This window comes from Mesobacillus sp. QJM3NY_10, assembly GCF_056173465.1.
In genome coordinates this window covers 4,128,668-4,152,017 of the sequence record NZ_CM149675.1, presented here as the reverse complement: position 1 = coordinate 4,152,017, position 23,350 = coordinate 4,128,668, and the positions used below count along the sequence as shown (strand labels likewise).

Here is a 23,350-nt window from a genome sequence, read left to right as displayed (position 1 = left end):
TGTTTAATGAGCCTTGTTACACTATTCCCTAAACAAAAAATCGGACTAATAAATACCCAAACACCGAAAGCAGCACAGAACCAGCAAGTCCTGCCGACAATGCTTTGCCGCCCATTTGCTTGAATGATTTAAAGTCGACATTCAATCCAAGTCCAGCCATTGCCATGCCGATGAGCAAATAGGCGAGGCTGACGATGGCAGACGCAGCACCATCGCTGACAACTCCTGTCGTATTGAAAGCACTCACCGCAAGGAAACCAAGAATGAACCAGGGAATCGGAAGGGTAGACAGCGTCATTTTTTGTTCGGCGTCACCGCTTTCCTTTCGCTGGATAAGGAATCCTATTAAAATAGCAACCGGAACAAGCAGTGCTACCCTGGTCAATTTTACGATAATGGCGAGGTCGAGGGCAGCCTGTCCAGCCGGGTCGGCCGCAGCGACGACATGGGCGATTTCATGCAGGGTTCCACCCGCAAAAACACCATATTCAAGTGCTTTCAAGTCAAGATACGAGAAGATCAAGGTATAAAGAATCGTGAAAATCGTTCCGAGCACCGCAACATTTGCTGCACCCACAGCGGTTTCTTTTTCATTGGCCTTGATGACTGGTGCGATGGCGACAACTGCGGCTGCACCGCAAATCGCTGTCCCGCAGGCCGTCAGAATGCCAAGCCTTTTCTCCACCTTAAAAAGGCGGCTCAATCCATAGACGACGACAAGGGCAAACGCCAGATTCGCAAATGCGATTAAAAATACCGTCGATCCGGCATTGTAAATATCAAACAGATTCAGCCTGAATCCAAGCAATATGATTCCGAGACGGAGCAGCTTTTTGCTGGAATAAGAAGCACCTTCCAACAGACCGCCGTTCACTCCGGCAGACGCACGCCAGATCATTCCCAGCATGATGGCAATGACAAGCTGGCCCATGATCGAAAAGAATGGCAGGCCAGCAATCAACCGGGCAGCCAGCGCGAGCGCCAGAGTTAGTAAAATACCCTTAATGACGGGCACGGTAAAACGAGGGAGTAGATCATTTATTTTCATTTATTACACGTCCTTCAAATCTATCTAACTAACACTTTACCGAATAAAAGAAAAATAGCAAAACCCATATGTGTATCTATCCTGAATTGTCAATATTCACAAAACGGATATATGTAAGCTGAGCAGGGATATTGGATGGTGCTTATAATAAAGGTAACTATATCCTCCCTAAGCAGGTGAGCAAAATGGAGAAGAGCATGTCGGAGGGAAGGTTTCTTGTATACATTGTAGCTGCGGTCATGCTTTTGATGGTGATCCATCTCTATCATGCTGACCTTTCGTCCTATTTGAACCCTGAAAATTATATTGCCATTCATACGATTTTGGAATTTTTCAGTATTGCCGTTTCCTTTTCGATTTTCTCATATGGCTGGAAAGCGTTCAGCTTCTCGCAGTCCAGAAAAATCCTGATGCTGAGCTTTTTGTTTTTCATCGTCGGAATGCTCGATTTATTGCATACACTCACATTCCAGGGAATGCCCTTTTTTATAACGGAAAGTTCCATCGCGAAGGCAACATGGTTCTGGGTTTCGGCCCGCAGCATTGAGTCATTATTGATCGTGCTGGTACTCGTTCTGCCCGAACGGAAGCTACAGCAGGATCCGAGGCGCATCTGTCTGGCAGTTTGCACGGCGGTTATCGGAGTCATTATGTTCGTGATTTTCAGGTATGAACAGAGCCTTCCGCTGCTCGTCATTGAAGGCAAAGGGACAACCATGTTAAAAAACCTCATAGAATACGGTGTCAGTTTCCTGCACTTCATCTCCATTGTCATTTCGCTTTACTTTTACAATGAAGGCAAGAAGGGTCAGCATCTGTATGTAGCGTTGGCATTCACGTTTCTGTTTTTGTCAGAACTCGTTTTCACCATTTACCAGAGTGTTTATGATATCGACAATTTCACTGGTCATCTGTACAAGGCGCTTGGCTACTTTTTTATCATGAGGGGGTTCTACTTCTCGACGATTGCGGACGACAGCTTTCTGAAGGATCCTCATGAAAAAATGTGGCGGCAGAGTGAGGAGATGATTCAGAACCATTATGGAATCATTTTCAAGCTGTCAAAACAGGGCGATGACTTCATCCACCACATTGTTGGCGGCGGGCTGCTGAAGGATCTTGGCTTCACCCCGAATGAGATTAATGGCAAGACCCTCGGTGAATTCCTGCCCGATAAGGCGGGGAGAATTGAAAGGTACTATGACTGTGTCTGGAAAAATAATGAGAAGATTGTCTTTGAAATTGAAATTGGCGGACAAACGTATGCGATATCGCTCATGCCTGTTATGACCAATGGCGAGGTAGTGGAGATAGCCGGAGCCGTTATGGGGATCGTCAAGTATTCACGGCTGGACCGCTGTTCCAGAAGTACGAAGGCAAATGCTTTGTAAGCTTTGATCAAACCTGCAGAAATGCAGGTTTTTTTGTTTCGCCATTGCCTACCACTGCCGAAAGGAATTTTATAATAAAAGGCGAATAAGCTATAAGTATCAGCCCTGTCCGATTTAAAGGGTGACGACCTCAAGAAGGGAGCGCTCAATCTTCTAAAGTCAAAATATTAAAAATAGTATTTTTTCAGGATGTTATTTAGGGAGTCGAAGTGTTAAACTGGGTGTATGTTTACAAATTTCTACAATGTTTTTGAAAAATGTAAGCATTTACAATCATAACGGAAGAGGTGTTGAACGTGCTAGGATTTTTACAAAGAATCGGGAAGGCTTTGATGCTTCCAATCGCTGTTTTACCTGCAGCTGCGTTATTGCTGCGTCTCGGGCAGCCGGATTTATTGGATATTGCTTTTATTTCTGCGGCAGGTGACGCGATTTTTGCTAACCTTGCATTATTGTTCGCGATCGGTGTGGCAGTTGGTATTTCGAAGGATGGCCACGGTGCTGCTGGGCTCGCTGGTGCAATAGGCTATTTTGTTTTGACTAAGGGTGCAGGTGCTGTCAATGAAAGCATCAATATGGCGGTGCTTGGCGGGATTTTATCCGGGGTAATCGCCGGTTTGCTCTACAACCGTTTTCATGATATTAAGCTGCCGGACTGGCTGGGCTTCTTCGGCGGCAAACGTTTCGTCCCGATCATCACTTCATTGGTGATGATTGTTTTAGCCGGTATTTTCGGCTATGTTTGGCCGCCAATCCAGACAGGCATTAACAGTGTCGGTGAATGGATTGTCGGTGCGGGTGCAGTTGGAGTAGGTGTATTCGGTTTCCTGAACCGTTTATTGATTCCAATGGGCCTTCACCATGTACTGAACACGCTTGTCTGGTTTGAATTTGGTGAATTTACGAATGCAGCAGGGGATATTGTAAAAGGTGACCTGAACCGTTTCTTCGCAGGCGACCCTAAAGCCGGCATTTTTATGAACGGTTTCTTCCCAGTCATGATGTTCGGTCTTCCAGCTGCAGCATTCGCGATGATTGCCGCAGCGAAAAAGGAACGCAAGAAGGCTACTGCAGGAGCGCTTATCGGTTTAGCCTTCACATCATTCCTGACAGGGATCACAGAGCCAATCGAATTCTTGTTCATGTTCCTGTCTCCAGTCCTTTATGGGATTCATGCTGTATTGACTGGTCTGGCCATGTCGATTACCTATATGCTCGATATCCACCATGGATTCGGATTCTCAGCCGGTGCAATTGACTATGTGCTGAACTACGGAATCGCCCAAAAGCCATTGCTGCTGCTCGGTGTCGGCCTCGTGTACGCAGTGCTGTATTTCGTCATTTTCTACTTCCTGATCATCAAGCTTGACCTCAAGACACCAGGACGTGAAGACGAAGTTGAGGGCGAGTTTTCGGAAAGCGGTGCTTCAAGAGGCAACTACGCAGAGCTTGCAGACCATTATCTTGCAGCATTAGGCGGCAAAAGCAATCTTAAGGAACTGGACAATTGCGTAACCCGCCTTCGTTTAAAAGTAGAGGATATGGCAAAAGTAAATGAAGCGGAACTTAAGCGCCTTGGAGCTAAAGGTGTGTTAAAGCTTAATAAAACAGACCTTCAAGTCATTGTTGGAACCGATGTAGAATTCTTGTCGAATGAAATGAAGCGAAAATAAAGATGACAGACTTGGCGGTAAATCACCGCCAGGTCTTTTTTTCACAGGCTATCTATATGGAGAAATTGGTGAAATAGAACCTATACATAAATGGAGGGTTATTCATGAAACGTCTACTGGATTGCACAGCATCTGATTTTGAACAAATGACGGGACAGGATTTGAAAAAGGCGATCATCGCTTCGGAGGGACGGACGATTTTATCTGAGGTCATCGGGGCATTCTCGCCGCTTTATCCGGCAGTGACGAATGCGGAACTGGCAGCGGCATTTGGAGCAGATCTTATCCTGCTGAACTTCTTCGATGTGATGAATCCTTCTATCGAGAGCTTGCCGGAAGCAGAGCCGTCTGAAGTAGTCCGCCAATTAAAGAAGCTGGTTGGCCGTCCTGTTGGCCTGAACCTTGAGCCGGTCGACCTCCAGGCGGACAAGCTTGAGGCACTGCAGCAGCTTCCTGAAGGAAGGATGGCTACCGATGCTGCACTTAAAAGAGCGAAGGAGCTTGGCTTCGATTTCGTCTGCCTGACAGGCAACCCAAAAACAGGTGTGACGAATGCCGAGATTACCAAAGCAATTGAAAAAGCCCGGGCAGCATTCGGTCCAGACGGATTGATCATTGCTGGCAAAATGCATGGCGCAGGTGTGGCCGGTGAGACGGGAAGCTCAATGATGACGGAAGAAACCTTGCATAGGTTTGTCGAGGCTGGTGCGGACATCATCCTGATTCCGTCTCCGGGCACTGTGCCGGGTTTTACGGTTGAAAAGACGGCGAAGCTGGTTGAGCTTGTCCACCAAAAAGGAGCCCTCGCCATTTTAACGACTGGAACAAGCCAGGAGGGGGCGGATGAACAAACAATCAAACAAATCGCTCTGAACAGCAAGATGGCCGGTGCTGACCTCTACCATATCGGAGACGCCGGGGCAGCGGGCATCGCTTCTCCTGAGAACATAATGGCCTATTCGATTGTCGTACGAGGCAAACGGCATACTTATGTCCGGATGGCAGCCTCTGTCAGAAGATGAATTCCTGATTTTTCAAGTTGGTCTCAGCCATAATCCGGGTAAAAGTAAAGCCTAACGCTGATACTAACTTGAGGAGGGATACAACATGGAAAAGGACAAGTTTGTCAATATCGATCCAAAAGCAAAGCCTGTCAATCAAGGTTCTGAGCAGGAACAAATGGAAACAGCGGAAGCGAACATGAAGCTCCAGGACGCTTTTTATGATGAAAACGAAAGCAATGGGGTAGATCCTGCTAACCTGAATAATCAGACAGCCATCTTGACTGATATGGACTAAAAGCCGGCAATTGTTTGCCGGCTTTTCCTTTTGTCAGATCCCAGAAGCCTATTGATGACGGTCTGTTTTATCGCTTTGGTCTTTGTTGTGTTTGTTTCCCTTGCTGTTGTCCCCGCTCGTCAATTCACCGGAAAACTCGGCCATCTGGTTACCGAGCTTTGGGGAGTTTTGATTTTTACTGCCTTTATTGAACTTTTTCGTCATTGCAAGCCCTCCTTATAGTGAGTACTAAGCTAGTTTTCCCGATAGTAGGGTGGCAATATGTAAAAACATTTTAAACTGAGGTTCAGTTAACTCAATAAAAAAGGACAGCTTGCACTCAGCTGCCCTTTAAAACTCAATCTTATACTAACTGGTCAATCTCTTCCTCGCTCACTAACTCAACCTCGGCGAGACCTTTCAACTCCTGGATCAACCCGTTCGCTTCCTCATACAGCGTGTCATCCGTAAATACCTCTGAGTAATAAAGGGAATCATTCAGCACAGCCTTCACATGCAGCCTTGTGCCGGATTCTGTGTCTTCGTCACCCAAAGTGACAGCGGAGCGTGAGGTTTCATGCTGATTGAGCAAGACTTTATTGCCATTGCGTTCTTTCTTCACAGCTTCAACAATTTCCACTAACGAATTAACTCGTTTCAATGACATCACCCCTCTAGTTATGTATTCCATGTTTCAGACATTTAAAACCACTCAAAGAATTATTTCGAATGTAGTTCCCTTGCCTAGCTCGCTGCGCAGGGTGATTTTTCCGCCATGCGCTTCTACTAGCTCCTTTACGATCGCAAGTCCGAGCCCTGAACCTCCCAAAGCTTTCGACCGTGACTTATCGACCCGGTAAAAGCGGTCAAAAACCCACGCCTGGTCTTCATCAGGGATGCCTTTTCCTTCATCGATGACGGTGATATGGATATATCCATCCTTTTTGAAAACCTTCATTGTGGTCGTAGTTCCTTCTTCTGAATACTTTCTGGCATTATCCAGCAAATTAATGAGAATTTGTTCAAAGCGGACCGGGTCAGCCTCGATATAGACTTCCCCGTGACAGGCAAAATTAAGCGTCATATTTTTTTCGGTAAAAGATGGTGCCATCCTCGAGTGAATTCCACGCATGAATGTACAGAGTTCCAAACGTTCTTTTTCGATGGTAAAAGTGTTCTCATCCATTTTTGCGAGGTCAAATAACCCTTTTACCAGACCAGAAAGCTTGGTTGCCTCTTCATGGATGATTTGCAGATATTGGCTTCTGTCCTCAGAGGCTATTCCCGGCTTACCGGCGATGTCCGCATACCCTTTTATATACGTGAGCGGTGTCCGCAATTCATGTGAAATGCTCGCGAGGAACTCATTCCGCTGCCTTTTCATGTGGCTTAGGTCATCAGCAAGCACCTGAATTGATTCAGCCAGTTCGCCCAATTCATCGTTTCCGCGACGGGGCAGAGTGACAGAATAGTCGCCCTGGCGGATTTTTGAAGTCGCTTCATTCATCTTAATAACTGGCTTAGTAATGAATCTGGAAAGGAAAAGGGTAATCACAGCCATTGATGTCAACAGCAGGATTCCGGCAAGCCAGAAGTGCTTGTTCAGCTTGGTAATCAGGCTCTGGACCCGCTGGGTATTCTTGAACATATAAACAGCACCGTCGTTCTCCAGGGGGCTTACCGACGCAATATATTGCTTGTCCTGCCAGTCATCTTCTAAAATCAACCCAGATCGCGGAATATCTCCTGGCGTTTCTGTAATGATGTCCTGCATCGAGTCATCCGTCGGTATGGAAGAAGAAATGATCACACCTGTTTGATCCGTGATAATGACATGGGTGTCCGTCTTTGATTCCATTGTCGTGATATGGTGGATGGTTTCCTGGGAATAGGAAGTTTCCAGAATATCACGATGGTTATTGCCGCGCGTTTGCAGGGAAGCAAGCTCCTCGTCGATCCTAGAATGGATGATAGAAGAGTGCAGGTAGTAGAATAACACACCTTCAACCAGCAATATCGTTATGAAAAAAACAACCCCAATTTTAAAAGAGATCCGATCCATTTATGCCACTCCTATGATCCATCTTAGGTCCATCATACTAAAAAAGTATCCAAAAACAGAGCAGAAAAGCGAAGAAGCAGTGCTCCTTCGCCTTTTTTATCATAACAAATCATTCACCTTATAAATCATTCCATTTTCAAGGTTATCACCTAATACCAATTTTACAAGCGCTCCAGCAACAGTATCGGGGCTACGAAGACTGCCGCTTTCTTTGTAATTCCTGAAGGTATCCACATCGGCGAATGCTTCTTCTGATGAAGAGCGGATTGTCACCTGCATATCAGTATCCATCAAGCCTGGGCTGAAGGCGATGACCTTGCTGCTGCTTCCGTTGTTCTCAAGCTCCAGGCCGGCGGTCATCGTGAACATGTTGACAGCAGCTTTTGTGCTGCAATAAATGCTCCATCCCTGGATTGGCCGCTCGCCAGCCCCGGAGGTTACATTCGCGATGATGACTCTGGTGCCGGTTTCTTTTGCTTTTTGTAAAAATAAATTGCTGATCAGGATTGGTGCCGTCAGATTCACCTGTACATTCGTCTGGACTAAAGACGCATCAAGCTCCCCGGCCACATCGATCGGTTCGATGACTCCGGCATTATTAATGACATAGACGGCTTCCGCATTTTTAAAAACATCAGCTGCAATCGCAGTGAATACACTTTGGACCTGGACATCAGAGCTAAGGTTGCAGCTGTGATGGGTATATCCGGCTCCGGATTTTTCCGCAGCCTGCTTTAAACTGCTGTTTTCTTTTCGGGAAACGGAAATCACATGAATTCCTTCTGCCAGCATTTGCTGTGCGGCAGATGCCCCAAGTCCCCTCGATGCACCTGTGATGATGGCGTATTTCATTTCAGACACTCCTTTATGTAAGGCTTTTATGATCAACCTCTGGGTTCGCAAAATAGCTTAATCCAGACTAGTAACAATTATTTTTCACGATCAGACTGGAATCGCCCCGGTGCTGACTGATGTAATATTTTTCAAAAGCCAGTTCTTATTGTCTTCCTGTACCACTTTTTCAGCCGTTTGCAGCGCCAATGATAGATATTTTTCCTGTTCGGCAGAATCGTCGGCAACATTATTCGCGCGTGCCATTGCTTCATAAGCGAATGCGAGGTCAAAATCCCCAAGCTGATGCTCAGTGCAAAGACTTAATGATTTCCTGGCATGATGGAGGGCGGCCTCGCTTCTTCCAAGTATCGCATAGACTCTTGAAATCTGCCATTCACCTCGGGCAAAGTTCAGCGGAGTGCCGACAACACTCCAATGGTAGCGAGAGGCATTTGCCGCATAGAGCATCATATCATCGTCATTTTCACTCCGGTCAGTTTTCTCAATCAAATCCCAGGTCAGGTTGAACAAGTCCATTGCCATTTTCTTATGTGTCGTAAAATCCATATTGATTTCCATCTCAGAAGTCTCCTTTAAATCTTTTTATAGAAGGCTGTTTTCGTTAGATTGTTGTTAAAATCCTAAAGCGATTTTAACGTTTTGCAGGTCGGTACTAAGTTTGCATGCTCTTTTCTCATAAGAGCGTCAACTTTACGAAGAAAAATTGGTCATGAAATCCTATTTTGTAGTCAAATAGCAACAAGGTTTGAGAAAAGAGCGTTATAGAATAATATTTGACAGATTGTGGAGGAATCCTTTTTTTGGTTGAAAAAAAGCATGGCGTGGGCCATGCTTGCAGCAAATCAATTTAATAGGCTCTGCCAATCGTTGATGAACCCGGAGGTGGAAGAATTGGGGGATGCCAGCACTTCTTCTGTGGGACCGGTCTGCTTCAGTTCCCCATCCATCAGGATTGCCAGCGTATCTGCGAGGAACTTCAATTCCATAAGATCGTGGCTGACAAAAACAGTCGTCGTGTTTGTCTGCTGGATGATGTTCTTGATATCCTTCAATAACTGGACTTTGGTCGGGAAGTCAAGGGCTGAGAAGGGCTCATCCAGAAACAGCACCTCAGGCTCAAGCACCATTGCCCTTGCCAGATTGACTCGCTGTGCTTCTCCGCCGGATAAGTGCGCGGCATGCTTTTTCGCAAGAGAGCTGATTTGGAATTTTTCCAGCCAGTAGGCGACCTTTTGTTTCACTTCTTGTCGGGGCAGCTTGCGAAGCTTTAAGCCGACCGCGACGTTTTGGAAGACTGTTGTATCAAGGAGAAGCGGCTGCTGCATCGCGACAGCGAATCTTCTGCGCATATCCAGCGTCAAGTCATTCGTAATGTCCTTGCCTCTCAGAAAAATCGTACCCTGTGATGGCTTTTCCAGGAGAGCCAGCGCCTTGATGAACGTACTTTTTCCAGCACCGTTCGGGCCCATGATCCCGAGCACTTCACCCTCTTGAAGCTCAAAGTGGGGGATGGAAAGAAGAACTTTTTTGCCGGCTCTCACTTCTAGATTTTTTGCAGTGATCATAGACTCCGCTTCCTTTGCTGTAAGTAAGTTAAGCTGAATGTAATGATGAATGCCAGCGTCATCAGGATAAACGAAAGCGCAAGGGCGATGTCAAAGTTGCCTTTCGAAACCTCCATAACGATCGAGGTCGTCAAAATCCGGGTTTCGCCGCTGATATTGCCGCCGACCATCATTGCCGCGCCGACCTCTGCAATGACCCGTCCGAATCCGGCGATGATGGCTGCAAGGATGGCAAGCTTGACCTCTTTCGTCAATATCCAGTACAGCTGCAGCTTTGTGGCGCCAAGTGCCTTCACCTGAAGGATCAATTTAGGGTTGATCTGCTGGAATGCTGTGCTTGTAAGCGCGGTAACAATCGGCAGTGACACTAAGATCTGTGCCATGATGATGGCTGTTGGTGTATAAAGCCAGGCTAAATCGCCAAGCGGCCCTGAACGCCAAAGGAAAAGAGTGATCCATAGACCGGCGACGACAGGAGGGAGACCCATGCCGATATTGACGATGGCAAGGATGAACTTCCTTCCCGGAAAGCGGGCAAGTCCAAGAAACATGCCGGCCGGGATGCCGATCAATGTGCTGATCAAGACAGCAGTGATCGACACCTTGAGAGTCAGCAGGGTGATCTCGAGAATCTCCGGGTCACCCGAGAGAATCATTTCTATGGCTTTTTTTAATCCTTCTAGTAAAAGTTCCATATGCAATCAGGCTTTCTTTTTAAAAATTTTCCGCATGGTGAAATTATACACTACTTAAATTATTCGAATAGGAAGAAAAGAGGCTCACCGTATTCGTCTACACCGAATTCTTTAATCAATTTCTCTGTGTCTTCCGCAATCATGAATTCCACAAATGCTTTTGCGCCCTCTGCGTTCACTTTTTTATGCTTTTCGTTGTTGACCTGCATGACGTGGTAGATGTTCAGCAGACTTTCGTCATCTTCTACTAAAATTTCAGTTTCAGGCATGTTTTTCTTCTGCGCAAGGAAAGTAGCGCGGTCTGTCAAAGTATAGCCTTTTTTTTCTGCAGCAATCTGGAGTGTCGAGCCCATGCCTTGTCCAGCCTCCATATATGCTTCTCCAAGAGCTTTCGGGTCAAGGGAAGCTTTCTTCCAAAGCTCAAGTTCCTTTTTATGAGTACCGGAATCATCGGCACGTGAAACAAAAGCTTCTTTGGAATCGGTGATTTTCTTCAATGCCTCTGGAACTGATACCCCTTTTACTTCAGCCGGATCTTCTGCAGGTCCGACAACGATGAAATCATTGTACATGACTTTTTGGCGGTTGCTGGCATCACCGCTTGCTACCAATTCCTCCTCTGCTGCCGGTGCGTGAACAAGAAGGACATCCGCTTCGCCGCGCGTTGCCATTTCAAGAGCCTGGCCTGTACCTACAGCAATGATTTTAAGATTATAATTATGCTTCTCCTCAAATTCAGGACGAAGGACATCGAGCAATCCACTGTCCTGGGTGCTCGTTGTCGTCGCGAGAATCAGGTCCGTTTTTCCCTCTTTTACGGAAGTTTCCTTAGTAGATGAATCGGAACAACCGGTAACGATAGCAAGCATGAGTAAAATCATAAAAGAAAGCAATGGCTTGAGTTTCATGTTCTATGCCTCCGATAAGTGGTTTCCATAAATGATTTTTCCGAAATCTTCAGCATCATAGCCATCGAGGTCTGCGATGCTTTCTTTAAAATTGGTAAGCTGAATCAGGTCGACCAAGTGCTGCAGTGCTCCTTTATTTTCAGGAGTCCAGCGGAACACGAGATCAAACTGTTCTTTTGTCAGCGGGATGAAATCCAATCCTAGCTGGCTCGCCGCGCATCTGATTCCGATAGCAGCATCTGCTGTTCGTCTGCTGATATGTGCTGCCGCACCCAGGTGAGTCCATTCCTCATTTGCATATCCCTTTACAGCTGATGGCTCAAGTTTTTCATTAGCTAGAAAGGAATCGAGCAGGAAACGGGTCCCGGCTCCTTTTTGGCGATTTATGATCGTGATATCACTTCTTGCCAGGTCTTTAACTCCGGTGATGTTCTTTGGATTACCTTTTGCAACGATCAAGCCCTGTTCCCGGGATGCAAGTCTCATCACCGTTATTGGCTCATGGACAAACAATTGGCGGATGAAGGGAAGATTGTACTGTTGCGATGCCGGATCCAGCAAATGAACAGCGGCGATGTCAGCGCTGCCACGATAAAGCATCATCAACCCTTCTAGGCTTCCGATGTAGGAGGGGGTGATCGAAAGTCCCGATCCCTCTGAAGCTATGTACTTAACAAGGTGTTCAACAAGGAAATCATGGCTGCCCGCCAGCTGCAAAGTATGCAGCGCCTTTGATTCCTTGGTTCTGGCTGGAATTGCGGACATACTGGTTTTATATCTTTCAAACTCACTTTCTTCAACACGCATTTTATTGCCTACTTTAAAAGCAGACAGGTCACCACGTTTAATCAATTCATAGACGGTATGCTTTGAAATTTTCAGCATGGCCGCAATTTCGTCAGGAGTATAAATTTGCAAAGAGATTCCCTCCTTTTCTTACTAAACTAAATATAATAAAATATTAGATAGAAAGGTATAGTTTTCGTTAAGTTTTGTTGTGTTTTGTTTAGTTTTATTGTGAGATTATCGAAAAATGTTCACATTTTAGGTAGAGAATTGCCAATACACTGCCGTTGTTTTCCAAATATAACCTTCGCAAAATACTCCGGGCAGTATTGTGTATTTCTTATAGATACCATGGTAAACTAAGCATTAGACAGAATTGATGTAGAAAGGAACAGGGAGAATGCAGATTTCAGATAAAGCGCGCGACATTTTAAAAGAAATCCTCGCTGAGCGCAACGCAGCAGGTATCCGCGTCTACTTCGGCGGCTTTGGCTGAGGAGGCCCGCAGATTGGCCTGGCTCTGGAGGAGCCGGAAGAAGATGATCATGTAACAGTAATCAATGAAATCCAAGTCGCAATTGAATCCAATATCGTCGACTATACTGAAGGTATGGCGCTTGAATATGACGAGTATCGTGAAGGTCTGGTCCTGATGGGCGGAGACGGCGGCTGCTGATAAATGTAAAAATGCACACCATTTGAGGATGGTGTGCATTTTTTGCGGGAGAACTGGAAAAAATCGACCGAAATTTCCAGTTCGCCAATAAATCTGGATTTTCGCCAATAAAGTAGTCGAAATCGCCAATAAAACGAAATTATCGCCAATAAAATTGTGAACTCCGCCAATAAAATCAAATTATCGCCAATAAAGTTTTGAAGCCTCGCAAAACAAACTTATAAAGCTGTGATTAACCGCCACACAAAACGAATTTTGCCTTTATAATTAAGAATATCGCCAATCAAATGAGATTTTTACCATTCACCAGTTCTAGAACTGCCCAGTAAACTGAAAATACAGAACAACAAGCCCCATTAGCCACACATAAATCGCAAAAGGCTTTAAAGAATGATTTTTCAAATAGCCAATCATCCATTTTACGGCGATATAACCGAAAATCGCTGCTGAAATGATGCCAATCAACAGTGCCTGAATCGAAATCGTCTCACTTCCGCCGCTGAAAAGATCTTTACCTTGAAGGACGATTGCCCCTAGAATCGCTGGTGTCGACAACAGGAAGGAGAAGTAGGCCGCAGTCTCGCGGTCTAGCTTACGCCAAAGCGCCGCGACAATCGTCAAGCCGGATCGGGAAATCGCCGGAAAAATTGCTGCCGCCTGGAAGCTGCCAATCACCAGCGCATCGGTATAGCTGATATCTTCCATCCTTTTGCGGCCGTTTTTGATCGAATCAGCGAACCACATCAAGGTACCGGTAATCAGGAATTCCCAGCCAATCGTCACGCCAGTTTTGGATATCTCATCAAAGTAATCCTCAAACAGCAATCCGACAACGACAGCCGGCAGCGTACCGACAACAAGGAGGAAGGTCAGCTTCCCAAACGGATTTTTCAATATCTTGATGAATTCATATCTATAAAACACAAATACCGCCAGCAGCGTACCCACATGAAGCATCGTGTCGAGCAGCAGGCCGGCCTCTTCAAGACCGAATAAATTCCTGCCCAGATAAAGGTGTCCGGTACTGCTGATCGGCAAAAACTCCGTCAGCCCCTGGATAATTCCAAGAAAGAAAGCTTCAATTTTTGATAGCATACAGAATCCCCACTTTTTCAAAGACTTTGTCCCTTACAAAGCTATGAAACATGTCCCATCTCTATGCACGCAAAATTTCCAGCGGACTGTATGACGGACACAAATTCTAGAAAAAGCGGAGAAATTGTCCGTCATTAGGGTCATGACGGACACAAATCCTAGAAAAAGCGGAGAAATTGTCCGTCATCAGGGTCATGACGGACACAAATCCCGGAAAAAGCGGAAAAACTGTCCGTCATCAGGGTCATGGCGGACACAAATGCCGGAAAAAGCAGAGAAACTGTCCGTCATCAGGGTTATGACGGACACAAATCCCGGAAAAAGCAGAGAAACTGTCCGTCATCAGGGTCATGACGGACACAAATTCCTGAAAAAGCGAAAAAACTGTCCATCATTCTTGAATTAATTCAGCCCATCAAACAAAAAAGGAAGCCTAATCCATTTCCCTCGGCCAAATTACCTGAATAAAATCATTCAGATATGTAATAATAACCATTTCATAGTCAGAAGTTGTTATTTATTGTCGAAAAAAATATAATGAAGTATTGAACAGTTCTTCAATCAAGGCTCATTTTTCATGCCTTATAAAAAACTTCCTTAGCGCTCATTCCAGTTGGAAACTGCCTTCATTTAAAAGGGGAATAAAAATGACTTCGAATCAAAAAACGAATTCCCGGCTCGACTATGGGCTGGTTACGATATTGATCCTATTATTTCTTTCAAGCTGCGTTGCCATTTACAGTGCGCAGACGACGGGACAGTATGGTTCTGAAAACTTTTTAATAAAGCAAATTATCTGGTACGTCATTGGTGCCGGCATCATAACCGCGGTCATTACCCTCGATTCAGATCAGCTGCAAAAATTGAGCTGGTACGCGTATGGCTTTGGGTTGGTCTTGCTGGCAGGGCTTATCGTGGCACCCTCAACCATTGCTCCTGTCATCAATGGGGCGAAAAGCTGGTACAGGGTGCCGGCGATGGGGACCTTGCAGCCTTCCGAGCTGGTGAAGGTGTTCATCATCCTGGCACTTGCGAGGGTGATTGTCGACCACCATCAGAAATATCGGCTTAAAAGTATGCAATCGGACTTCTGGCTTTTGATTAAAATCGGTATTGTCACGATGGTACCGCTCCTGCTCGTCATGCAGCAACCTGACCTTGGTACATCGCTTGTTTATATTGCGATCATGCTTGGGATGATTTTCATCTCGGGTATCACCTGGAAGCTGCTTGTGCCAATTTTCGGGACAGGCCTTACACTGATTTCGATCATATTCTATTTTGTGATCTGGAAGCCTGAAATCCTTGAAAAATATCTTGGGGTGAAGGAATATCAATTCGGAAGGATTTATTCCTGGCTTGACCCTTATAATTACCAGAGCACAACCGGCTTCCAGCTGACGAGGTCGCTGCTCGCCATCGGCTCAGGGGAAACAGTTGGGAAGGGCTATGGGACAAGGGAAGTTTACCTGCCCGAGAGCCATACTGACTTCATATTCAGCATCATCGGCGAGGAATTCGGCTTCGTCGGAGCAAGTATCATCGTAAGCTTGTTTTTCCTGCTGATATACCAAATCACAAAAATCGGCATGGAAACGAAAAACGATTTTTACACCTATATTTGTGTTGGCGTCATCAGCATGATCACGTTCCATGTATTCCAAAATATTGGCATGACCATAGGCCTGCTGCCAATCACAGGTATTCCGCTGCCGTTCATCAGTTATGGCGGAAGCTCGCTCATGGGAAATATGCTGGCGGTAAGCCTGATTTTCTCAATACGGTACCATTATAAGAAGTACATGTTCTCAACCACTGCATAATAAGAAAAGTGCAAGCGCCTTGGTCAGCCCCGACAAGCGTTGGAGGGCCGTCCGGTGAAGTCGCTCTTTGACTTCATTGGGCGGACCGAAACGTCTCGAGGGGCTAGGCGCTGGAGCTAGACACTAATCTAAGTGAATAAATTAATACATTCTTATCCAGAAATGAAAGAGGGCGTCCTAAAATGGGACACCCTCTTTTGTTCTACTCAACAATCCCTACCTCAGTTATAATCATATCGGTTTTAACATTGACGGTTAAATTCTTATATTCGTCTTCCCATCTTTTAAAATCGAAGCCTCTTGTTTTGCTTTTGATGAAATGGCCAAATCCCACGGGATCGATGCCCTGCTCCTGGAAATCCTTGATCATCGCGCTGGCTTCTTTGTTGACCTGAGCTTCGAATTCTTTTTCAATCTGCTTAATAATCTCTGGTGTTACAATATGTCCTGTGTATTCACGGATTAGGCCTTTGATCTTGATTTCCATAGTAATGCTATAGGGATCCCGTTTCGTCAGCTTGATTTTATGTTTTGAATCCAAATCTTTTATTAGAACTTTCTCCTTACCGACATTTAGTTTAAATGCCCCTTCGCTGAACTTGTCTGTAAGAAGCTTAAAGAAGAACATTTTATCTGGAGGAAGTTCGCTCATGAGCTTATCATCTTTAAATAAAGCAATTCCAACTATATCAATAATTTCGGGCTCTACCTTTTTTAAAATAGGAAGGTAGGGGTCTTTCCCTTCCTGATAGAGGTCAAATAAATAAAGGTGCATGTTTGTAATTGGAAGATTGCGTGTTTCCATATTGTGTTTAATCAGCTGAGATAAATGGACTGCGTTCCCCCTGTTGCCATATGTCCCTGATAAGATGCTTTTTGCTGACTCATCAGCGACAGCAAAATAAACCCTCGCACCGATGCTTGCATCGCGTTCGAATGCATCTGTATACTCTTTAATTCCCTTTTTAGCAATATCTTCTCCGAATAAAGCAATCTCCAATGACCCAGTTACGAGTGGCTGGGCCGATTTTCGCTGAACTTCCTGTATGAGATCCCTGCTGCTCGTGGCAGTCGCGGAAAAGGTGAAATTGCCGATCTTTTTATCAGGATTGAAAATGGGAATCATGACCGTACCTTCAATTTTGTCATCCTCAACTAAATCATAGCCAACGCCCATCTCAATATTGACATCATCAATGATTTCTTTTTCGACACAACCTGAAAGTGTGAGGACTGCAGCTAAAACTAAAAAAAAATTTCTAATTCTCATTTTTATTCTTCACCTTCTTGGCGATCAAAGTGCCGATAAATAAAATCGGGATATAAATATAGGTAACAGCGAAGCCAATTTTTGCAGTCCAATCATTTAGAAAATTGATTTTCGCACGAGTATCAAAAAAGGAAACGGCAACCAGACAGATCAGCGCTAATACTATGACGCCTTTCTTTTGGCGCAGTTTAAAGGCCCTCTTTAAAATCATGCTGCCTCCCCAAAGTGCTATGCATATATTTGGAAGGATGATCAAGTTCCAGTTGGCAATACCGATATATTCAAAACGCTCGACAAATGGCATGCTGACAATCTTCCACATTTCCAGTGTGGCCCATATGGATTTGGCCAGCTGAGCTTCTGAAAAATAAGTGAAAGTAATAATTGCTAGGACAGTGTAGATGATTGTCGTCAAAAAGACCCCTAAATGTGCCCACTTTTGGGACTTGGCTGCATCTTTTATAAAAGGGTAGAAAAACAAGGGTATTTCGAATCCGATATAGGTAAGGGACATGCTATATGCACTAGTAGCGAATTCTTTAAGAGAATGATCAAAAATTGGCAGTAAATTCCTGAATTCTGCATACTTGAGCGCGAACCCGAATGTCAGCAGCAGATAGCTCGGCAGGACTATACAGAAAAAAGCAATACCTGTCACGGTCCGAAAGCCGCCAAATATGATATAAACAGACAAAAGCAAAAAGACAAGGCTGTACCAGAAAGTACTGATCTCTGGGAACATCCATACCTGAATGACTTCGATAAATGTCCTTAAGACAGCCAGAGCAAAAATTAACAGGTAGACAATAAAAACAGTACTTAAAACATTGCCTATTTTTTTGCCAAACACAAAGGCATGGGCAGCAACTATATCCCCTTCAACCGTCCCGCAAATCTTATAGATCATCCAAACGATGATATGGATAGTAAGGCCAGCAGCAAGGACCGATATCCATGCATCATAGCCAGCATCCTTCGCGATGATTCGCTGGTAGCCAAGGACCCCGATGCCAATCTGCATGGACATGATTAAGTAGAGAACGAGAAATGGTGAAACTTGCAATCTTTCGGGTACTGGCTGCTGCATTCATCAAAACCTCCAATGCTCATTCATCGATGTCCTTCTTTTGCTTCGCCTTTTTTTCACTGAAACGGACAGGGTTTTCCGTCCTCAAATATTGTGGCCGGTTGTATTGCATTGTAAACGGCAAACGGATAATCGCATCTTTGAAGTCTGTTATCCTTGGAGGATACAAAGGCTCAAGGAAAGGCCTGCCCAATGATGTCAGTCTAAGCAGGTGGGCGAGGAGGAACGAAAAGGAAACGACGATTCCCAGCATTCCCCAAAGCTCCGCGAAGAACAGGAACGGGAACCGCAGCAGCCTGATAGTATTGCCCATCCGGTACACTGGTGTAGTGAAAGACGCCAGCGCTGCCAATGCGACAATGATCAGCAGGACGTTACTCGTCAGGCCAGCTTCAACGGAAGCTGTCCCGATTACGATTCCGCCCACGATACCGATCGTCTGGCCGACTTTTGTCGGCAGGCGGGCTCCGGCCTCACGCAATAGCTCAATCGTCAGTTCAAGGAACAAGGCTTCAAGAATAGGAGGGAGCGGAATTTCCCTCCTTGATGTAATCAACGTACTTAACAGATCCTTTGGAATCAATTCATAGTGGTAGGACAATGCTGCCACATAAATTGGCGTAATCAAAATCGAGAATGCAACGGCGAATAGTCGTACCAAACGGAAAAATGAAGATAGTAAATAATTTAGGAAATAATCTTCGAAAGACCCAAAAAATTCAACCAAGGTCGTTGGACCAATCAATGCGTGCGGTGAACCATCTACAAGAATAGCGACTTTACCTTCTGCAAGTATTGCTGCAATACGGTCGGGCCTTTCTGTATCAAGCAGCTGCGGAAAAGGAGAGTTCTGGTTATCTGAAATCAACTGGACGATATAGGAGCTATCTGTGATTTCATCAAACTCAATCTCTTTGACCCGCTGTACAACAGTATTAACGTTATCTTTATTAGTAATCCCATCAATATACAGGATTGCTACCCCTGATTTGGAAAGGGAACCTACGGTATAATTTTCGATGATCAGCTCTTTCACAGGGACCCTTTTGCGAATCATATTGAGATTATGATCCAGGGACTCAACAAAAGATTCTTTTGGCCCGATAACACTGAATTCTACCTCAGGCTGGGCAACGGCTCTGACAACTTCTTTTTGGGCTGCAATAAAGGCAAAATATTTTTCTTCACCCTCAAGCGTCAGGAGGACATATCCGTTAAATAATTTCGTTTCAATATCCTCGTTGCGGTCTGAAACCTGGACATCAGCAATGGGGATCAGACTTTTAACATCTTCGATTTCTGTTAATTCGCCTTCCAGCAGATAGGGGAGGGCGTTGTTCTGAAGGATGCTTTCATCTACTAGAGTTGATATAAAAGAGAAGCAGAACTTTTTTTCTGATTTTTGATTCACGTAAAAAGTCTTTTTAAAATCATGTGATTTTAAAAGTGCTTTTTCCCATTCGTGCTCATTGAGATATTGCTCTGGCTTTTGTCCTTCGGTATCTTGACGTGCCGCTTCCTTCTCAATTTCTTGCATTAGCTTTTTTTTGAATAGCTGTCTCATGAATAATCTCCGCCAATCTGGATTTACGCTTATTCTTTCCGAAAATGGGAGGATTATGAAGACTGTTTACGAATTTTCTTTTGTATAGGCAAAAAGAAAAACCCGCAGGCGTTTGCGGGTTTCTGTTTTTATATAAAGTGGAAATGGGGATTAGTTTAATAAAATCTTGGGGGGATTTTATTTCTAGGCTGTTTTCGTAAAGAGTGTTTTTAATGAGAAAAGAGCTTATTTCAACAAATGTTTTTCAAGATCATCTAGCATCAGATTAGCAGCCATAACGCCGCCAGCTGTATTCCAGATAGCGTCATTTACTTTATGGACTTCGCCTTTTTTCGCTACCTCAAGGTTTTGGAATAACGGATCCTCAATCCATTCCTTTTCAACTTCAGTCGCTTTTCCATCACCTTCATCATATGTGAAGTAGAAAAGGATATCTCCTTCCATTGCCGGAATTCTTTCCTTCGTCACACCTTTTTCAGCAAAGTCTTCTTTATCCTGGCTTTCAGGACGAGCCATTCCGATTTGCTCCAGGATTACGCCCGAGAATGAATCCTTGTGGTAAATACGTACGTCACCAGCCATGAAGCGAACCATAGAAACATCCGTATTTACTTTATCACCAAGTTTTTCTTTAAGATCTTCTATTCGCTGATCATAAGCAGCAAGTACTTCCTTGCCTTTTTCTTCTTTGTTTACAGCTTTTGCATAAAGTTCAAAGTTGTTTTTCCAGTTTCCGCGAAGATCCTCTGCAAACACAGTAGGGGCGATTGCTTTAAGCTGTTCATAAATATCTTCCTGGCGCATTTTATTGCCGATAATCAAGTCAGGCTGCAGCGCGGCAATGGCTTCGACATTAACCTGGCTCTCGACACCGACCACCTGAACATCCTTCATTTCATCTGAAATGTGGTCATACCAAGGGTCGCCTGTCCATGACTGAACGGCACCAACTGGAGTCACATCAAGAGCGAGAAGTGATTCCGTTCCTTCATTTGTCAGGATGACAACCTTCTCTGGAGTCTTATCCAGTGTAGTCGTGCCCATGGCGTGTTCAACAGTATAGCTTTCTTCCTTTTCCTTTGGTTCTTCAGCTGTATTCTTGGATTCATCTTCGCCAGCACCGCATGCCGCCAAAAGCAGGATGGTGAAGATGCTGATAAGAGCCAGCAAGTGTTTTGAGACTTTCATATGTAGTTCCTCCTAGATTGTTATTGATAATCGTTTTCAATTACTGCTCCTTTATGATAAAATGCAAGTGGAGATTATGTCAACACTAATTGATAATGATTTTCATCATCATTGACGATTTTGTGAACTTGTCTGGTGAAATAGTGAAAAGGGATCAAATTTCACGTAAAGTAAAAAACAATATAAACAAGTTTTTTAAATGGTTGTATTCGTAAGTTGTTTCATTCAATTTGCTGCCGAGTTTTATTTTAATAATTTTGTCTGAGATAGCAACAAATAGTACAAAGAAGTTTTCAAAAAGAAAGGTTAAATCATCATGCTGCTTAAAACCAATGGCCAAAGATGGATCGGTCTAATGATTGCGATTTTTTTTGTTTTATTTCTAATATGCGCTAGTATCGTCTACGGTTATACAGACACTTCATGGCTAACCGCGTATGATGCTTTCACGGATTATGACGGTTCCAATGAACATATTATTATTCAATCAGTCCGTCTTCCACGGGCGCTGATTGCTGCTGCAGTCGGTGCCAGCCTGGCAATCGCGGGTGTCCTGATGCAGACATTGACGAAAAACCCACTCGCATCACCAGGTATTTTTGGCGTGAATGCGGGGGCTGGTTTCGCTGTAGTACTAGCTGTAACGATTTTTTCAGTCGGCAGCCTTCAGGCGTTCGCCTGGATTTCCTTTTTGGGTGCTGCTCTGGCGGCAGTCAGTGTCTATGTGATTGGCTCGGCAGGCCGTGAAGGATTGACCCCGATGAAATTGACGCTTGCAGGCGCGGCGATGACCGCGATGTTTTCTTCGTTCACCCAGGGCTTGCTCGTACTGGATGAAGCTGCTCTGGAACAGGTTTTATACTGGCTCGCGGGCTCTGTACAGGGACGCAAGCTGGAGACTCTCATTGGAGTCCTCCCATATTTAGCGGTTGGCTGGATTGCAGCTGTTTTGATTTCTTCTAAAATGAACATCTTATCCATGGGTGAGGATGTTGCGAAGGGACTTGGCTTGAATACTGGCTTCGTCAAGCTTGGCACCGGCATCATCATTGTTCTATTATCAGGCGGCGCCGTCGCTGTTGCTGGTCCAATTGGTTTTATCGGAATTGTGATCCCGCATTTGTCGAGGGCAGTGGTTGGCATTGACCACCGCTGGGTCATTCCTTTCTCTGCAATTTTTGGAGGGATGCTGTTATTGGCAGCGGATATCGCTGCCCGATATGTGTTGATGCCGCAGGAAATCCCTGTAGGTGTCATGACGGCGATGATCGGAACTCCATTTTTCATTTATATTGCGAGAAAGGGGTTCAACGGGAAATGAGCCAGTACAAAAGCTTAAGACTTTTTAAGGATAAAATCTCTTTTTTGATTGATAAAAAAGCTGCATTGGTTTTTTTGGGCCTGCTGGTTACGGCATTTGCCGTGTTTGTCATCAGTACTGGCATGGGCGATATGGATATAAGCCCAATAAGCGTCCTTGCTGTGTTTTTTGGCGGGGGAAGCGATATGGAGAGATTGGTCGTACAATCGTTCCGTCTTCCTAGAATTATCGTTGCTCTGATGGTTGGAATAAGTTTGGCTGTCGCCGGGGGACTTCTCCAGGGAATGATTCGGAACCCGCTTGCTTCACCTGATATTTTGGGTATCACTGGTGGGGCATCGGTAGCGGTTGTAGGATTTTTAGCTATTTTCAGTGATGATAATAATGCTTTGACAGTAAGTATAGAATGGATGCCTGTTGCCGCATTCGCAGGTGCCGCGATCGTAGCATTCCTGGTTTATTTTCTTTCCTGGAAAAATGGAGTTTCGCCTGTGCGCCTCGTATTGATTGGTATCGGGATATCGGCCATGATGCAGGCTTTGACGACACTGATGATGATCATGGGGCCGATATATCGGGCTAGTCAGGCGAATATCTGGATCACGGGTACGGTTTATGGCTCGACATGGGGAAATGTAGCGGTACTCGTACCCTGGACAGTCATTATGCTCTTGATTGCCTTTATCTTTGCCAGAAACGTGAATGTACAGGAATTAGGGGAAGATATAGCCACTGGGGTCGGTGGCCATGTCCAGCGGCAACGATTTGCACTATTGCTGGTCAGCACTGCACTTATAGCCAGCTCGGTTGCCTTTGCCGGCGGCATTGGTTTTGTCGGGTTGATGGCCCCGCATATGGCCAGGAGGCTGGTTGGGTCGGCATTTGGTGCTCTTTTGCCAGTATCAGCTTTGATTGGCGGAATCCTTGTCATGCTTGCTGATTTGATTGGGCGGACAATGTTTTCACCATTAGAAGTCCCGGCGGGTGTTTTTACCGCAGGTATTGGGGCCCCGTATTTTGTCTACCTGCTATTCAAGACACGTAATACTTAAAGTTGAAGAGAAA

The 23,350-nt window shown here is 45.0% G+C and carries 22 protein-coding genes; 7 read left to right on the top strand and 15 right to left on the bottom strand.

What is annotated here, in order from left to right; genetic code table 11:
* Positions 1-28: 28 nt before the first annotated feature.
* Positions 29-1,048: a YeiH family protein gene (locus AC0VX7_RS21005; RefSeq protein ID WP_475425747.1), complete on the bottom strand. Its 1,020-nt coding sequence runs from the start codon at positions 1,046-1,048 to the stop codon at positions 29-31.
* 185 nt (positions 1,049-1,233) lie between these two features.
* Here AC0VX7_RS21005 and AC0VX7_RS21000 point away from each other — a divergent pair, with 185 nt between their 5' ends.
* The 4 genes from AC0VX7_RS21000 to AC0VX7_RS20985 all read left to right on the top strand — a co-directional run bounded on the left by AC0VX7_RS21000 (position 1,234) and on the right by AC0VX7_RS20985 (position 5,411).
* Positions 1,234-2,439, top strand: coding sequence for an MASE3 domain-containing protein (locus AC0VX7_RS21000; RefSeq protein ID WP_475425746.1), 1,206 nt, complete (start codon positions 1,234-1,236; stop codon positions 2,437-2,439).
* A 296-nt stretch (positions 2,440-2,735) separates the two neighbouring features.
* Positions 2,736-4,112 carry an N-acetylglucosamine-specific PTS transporter subunit IIBC gene (nagE, locus tag AC0VX7_RS20995; RefSeq protein WP_475425745.1) on the top strand — a complete coding sequence of 459 codons (1,377 nt, stop codon included), beginning with the start codon at positions 2,736-2,738 and terminating at the stop codon, positions 4,110-4,112.
* Between the two features lie 104 nt (positions 4,113-4,216).
* A complete protein-coding gene (locus tag AC0VX7_RS20990; RefSeq protein ID WP_475425744.1) occupies positions 4,217-5,134 on the top strand; it encodes a DUF7916 family protein in 918 nt (305 codons plus the stop codon).
* A gap of 85 nt (positions 5,135-5,219) precedes the next feature.
* On the top strand, positions 5,220-5,411 hold the full coding sequence (locus tag AC0VX7_RS20985) for a hypothetical protein (RefSeq protein WP_215030309.1): 192 nt from the start codon (positions 5,220-5,222) through the stop codon (positions 5,409-5,411).
* Positions 5,412-5,459: 48 nt separating this feature from the next.
* Here the strand turns inward: AC0VX7_RS20985 and AC0VX7_RS20980 are convergent, their stop codons facing one another.
* The 10 genes from AC0VX7_RS20980 to AC0VX7_RS20935 all read right to left on the bottom strand — a co-directional run bounded on the left by AC0VX7_RS20980 (position 5,460) and on the right by AC0VX7_RS20935 (position 14,032).
* Complete coding sequence (locus tag AC0VX7_RS20980; RefSeq protein WP_475425743.1) at positions 5,460-5,615, bottom strand: hypothetical protein; 156 nt, start codon at positions 5,613-5,615, stop codon at positions 5,460-5,462.
* Positions 5,616-5,754: 139 nt separating this feature from the next.
* On the bottom strand, positions 5,755-6,051 hold the full coding sequence (locus AC0VX7_RS20975; RefSeq protein WP_475425742.1) for a hypothetical protein: 297 nt from the start codon (positions 6,049-6,051) through the stop codon (positions 5,755-5,757).
* 51 nt (positions 6,052-6,102) lie between these two features.
* Positions 6,103-7,452, bottom strand: coding sequence for a sensor histidine kinase (locus AC0VX7_RS20970; RefSeq protein ID WP_475425741.1), 1,350 nt, complete (start codon positions 7,450-7,452; stop codon positions 6,103-6,105).
* A 99-nt stretch (positions 7,453-7,551) separates the two neighbouring features.
* Positions 7,552-8,304: a (S)-benzoin forming benzil reductase gene (locus AC0VX7_RS20965; RefSeq protein WP_475425740.1), complete on the bottom strand. Its 753-nt coding sequence runs from the start codon at positions 8,302-8,304 to the stop codon at positions 7,552-7,554.
* 90 nt (positions 8,305-8,394) lie between these two features.
* Positions 8,395-8,865: a hypothetical protein gene (locus tag AC0VX7_RS20960; protein ID WP_475425739.1), complete on the bottom strand. Its 471-nt coding sequence runs from the start codon at positions 8,863-8,865 to the stop codon at positions 8,395-8,397.
* A gap of 284 nt (positions 8,866-9,149) precedes the next feature.
* Positions 9,150-9,872, bottom strand: coding sequence for an ABC transporter ATP-binding protein (locus AC0VX7_RS20955; RefSeq protein WP_475425738.1), 723 nt, complete (start codon positions 9,870-9,872; stop codon positions 9,150-9,152).
* Positions 9,869-10,567 carry an ABC transporter permease gene (locus tag AC0VX7_RS20950; protein WP_214906635.1) on the bottom strand — a complete coding sequence of 233 codons (699 nt, stop codon included), beginning with the start codon at positions 10,565-10,567 and terminating at the stop codon, positions 9,869-9,871. The genes AC0VX7_RS20955 and AC0VX7_RS20950 overlap by 4 nt, the downstream gene beginning before the upstream one ends.
* 59 nt (positions 10,568-10,626) lie before the next feature.
* The gene (locus AC0VX7_RS20945) at positions 10,627-11,475 is read right to left on the bottom strand and encodes an ABC transporter substrate-binding protein (RefSeq protein ID WP_475425737.1); all 849 of its coding nucleotides are present in this window, start codon (positions 11,473-11,475) and stop codon (positions 10,627-10,629) included.
* 3 nt (positions 11,476-11,478) lie between these two features.
* On the bottom strand, positions 11,479-12,393 hold the full coding sequence (locus AC0VX7_RS20940; protein WP_475425736.1) for a substrate-binding domain-containing protein: 915 nt from the start codon (positions 12,391-12,393) through the stop codon (positions 11,479-11,481).
* Positions 12,394-13,249: 856 nt separating this feature from the next.
* Complete coding sequence (locus AC0VX7_RS20935; RefSeq protein WP_475425735.1) at positions 13,250-14,032, bottom strand: undecaprenyl-diphosphate phosphatase; 783 nt, start codon at positions 14,030-14,032, stop codon at positions 13,250-13,252.
* A gap of 647 nt (positions 14,033-14,679) precedes the next feature.
* Here AC0VX7_RS20935 and AC0VX7_RS20930 point away from each other — a divergent pair.
* Entirely contained in the window at positions 14,680-15,855 is a 1,176-nt protein-coding gene (locus AC0VX7_RS20930; protein WP_475425734.1) for an FtsW/RodA/SpoVE family cell cycle protein, read from the top strand.
* Positions 15,856-16,057: 202 nt separating this feature from the next.
* On the opposite strand, the gene AC0VX7_RS20925 is transcribed toward AC0VX7_RS20930, so the two are convergent.
* The 4 genes from AC0VX7_RS20925 to AC0VX7_RS20910 all read right to left on the bottom strand — a co-directional run bounded on the left by AC0VX7_RS20925 (position 16,058) and on the right by AC0VX7_RS20910 (position 20,964).
* Entirely contained in the window at positions 16,058-17,125 is a 1,068-nt protein-coding gene (locus tag AC0VX7_RS20925; RefSeq protein ID WP_475425733.1) for a Ger(x)C family spore germination protein, read from the bottom strand.
* Positions 17,115-18,212, bottom strand: coding sequence for a GerAB/ArcD/ProY family transporter (locus tag AC0VX7_RS20920; protein ID WP_475425732.1), 1,098 nt, complete (start codon positions 18,210-18,212; stop codon positions 17,115-17,117). The genes AC0VX7_RS20925 and AC0VX7_RS20920 overlap by 11 nt, the downstream gene beginning before the upstream one ends.
* Before the next feature lie 19 nt (positions 18,213-18,231).
* Complete coding sequence (locus AC0VX7_RS20915) at positions 18,232-19,776, bottom strand: spore germination protein (protein ID WP_475425731.1); 1,545 nt, start codon at positions 19,774-19,776, stop codon at positions 18,232-18,234.
* A 225-nt stretch (positions 19,777-20,001) separates the two neighbouring features.
* Positions 20,002-20,964 carry an ABC transporter substrate-binding protein gene (locus AC0VX7_RS20910; protein ID WP_475425730.1) on the bottom strand — a complete coding sequence of 321 codons (963 nt, stop codon included), beginning with the start codon at positions 20,962-20,964 and terminating at the stop codon, positions 20,002-20,004.
* 316 nt (positions 20,965-21,280) lie between these two features.
* Here AC0VX7_RS20910 and AC0VX7_RS20905 point away from each other — a divergent pair, with 316 nt between their 5' ends.
* Positions 21,281-22,285 carry a FecCD family ABC transporter permease gene (locus tag AC0VX7_RS20905; protein ID WP_475425729.1) on the top strand — a complete coding sequence of 335 codons (1,005 nt, stop codon included), beginning with the start codon at positions 21,281-21,283 and terminating at the stop codon, positions 22,283-22,285.
* The gene (locus AC0VX7_RS20900; RefSeq protein WP_475425728.1) at positions 22,282-23,337 is read left to right on the top strand and encodes a FecCD family ABC transporter permease; all 1,056 of its coding nucleotides are present in this window, start codon (positions 22,282-22,284) and stop codon (positions 23,335-23,337) included. Before AC0VX7_RS20905 ends, AC0VX7_RS20900 begins: the two co-directional genes overlap by 4 nt.
* Positions 23,338-23,350: the final 13 nt, after the last annotated feature.

Excerpts from the sequence above, each read along its gene's own strand:
- AC0VX7_RS21005 (WP_475425747.1), bottom strand. The coding sequence starts at position 1,048 with ATGAAAATAAATGATCTACTCCCTCGTTTTACCGTGCCCGTCATTAAG.
- AC0VX7_RS21000 (WP_475425746.1), top strand. The coding sequence starts at position 1,234 with ATGGAGAAGAGCATGTCGGAGGGAAGGTTTCTTGTATACATTGTAGCT.
- AC0VX7_RS20990 (WP_475425744.1), top strand. The coding sequence starts at position 4,217 with ATGAAACGTCTACTGGATTGCACAGCATCTGATTTTGAACAAATGACG.
- AC0VX7_RS20985 (WP_215030309.1), top strand. The coding sequence starts at position 5,220 with ATGGAAAAGGACAAGTTTGTCAATATCGATCCAAAAGCAAAGCCTGTC.
- AC0VX7_RS20980 (WP_475425743.1), bottom strand. The coding sequence starts at position 5,615 with ATGACGAAAAAGTTCAATAAAGGCAGTAAAAATCAAAACTCCCCAAAG.
- AC0VX7_RS20970 (WP_475425741.1), bottom strand. The coding sequence starts at position 7,452 with ATGGATCGGATCTCTTTTAAAATTGGGGTTGTTTTTTTCATAACGATA.
- AC0VX7_RS20965 (WP_475425740.1), bottom strand. The coding sequence starts at position 8,304 with ATGAAATACGCCATCATCACAGGTGCATCGAGGGGACTTGGGGCATCT.
- AC0VX7_RS20960 (WP_475425739.1), bottom strand. The coding sequence starts at position 8,865 with ATGGAAATCAATATGGATTTTACGACACATAAGAAAATGGCAATGGAC.
- AC0VX7_RS20955 (WP_475425738.1), bottom strand. The coding sequence starts at position 9,872 with ATGATCACTGCAAAAAATCTAGAAGTGAGAGCCGGCAAAAAAGTTCTT.
- AC0VX7_RS20950 (WP_214906635.1), bottom strand. The coding sequence starts at position 10,567 with ATGGAACTTTTACTAGAAGGATTAAAAAAAGCCATAGAAATGATTCTC.
- AC0VX7_RS20945 (WP_475425737.1), bottom strand. The coding sequence starts at position 11,475 with ATGAAACTCAAGCCATTGCTTTCTTTTATGATTTTACTCATGCTTGCT.
- AC0VX7_RS20935 (WP_475425735.1), bottom strand. The coding sequence starts at position 14,032 with ATGCTATCAAAAATTGAAGCTTTCTTTCTTGGAATTATCCAGGGGCTG.
- AC0VX7_RS20930 (WP_475425734.1), top strand. The coding sequence starts at position 14,680 with ATGACTTCGAATCAAAAAACGAATTCCCGGCTCGACTATGGGCTGGTT.
- AC0VX7_RS20925 (WP_475425733.1), bottom strand. The coding sequence starts at position 17,125 with ATGAGAATTAGAAATTTTTTTTTAGTTTTAGCTGCAGTCCTCACACTT.
- AC0VX7_RS20920 (WP_475425732.1), bottom strand. The coding sequence starts at position 18,212 with ATGCAGCAGCCAGTACCCGAAAGATTGCAAGTTTCACCATTTCTCGTT.
- AC0VX7_RS20915 (WP_475425731.1), bottom strand. The coding sequence starts at position 19,776 with ATGAGACAGCTATTCAAAAAAAAGCTAATGCAAGAAATTGAGAAGGAA.
- AC0VX7_RS20910 (WP_475425730.1), bottom strand. The coding sequence starts at position 20,964 with ATGAAAGTCTCAAAACACTTGCTGGCTCTTATCAGCATCTTCACCATC.
- AC0VX7_RS20905 (WP_475425729.1), top strand. The coding sequence starts at position 21,281 with ATGCTGCTTAAAACCAATGGCCAAAGATGGATCGGTCTAATGATTGCG.
- AC0VX7_RS20900 (WP_475425728.1), top strand. The coding sequence starts at position 22,282 with ATGAGCCAGTACAAAAGCTTAAGACTTTTTAAGGATAAAATCTCTTTT.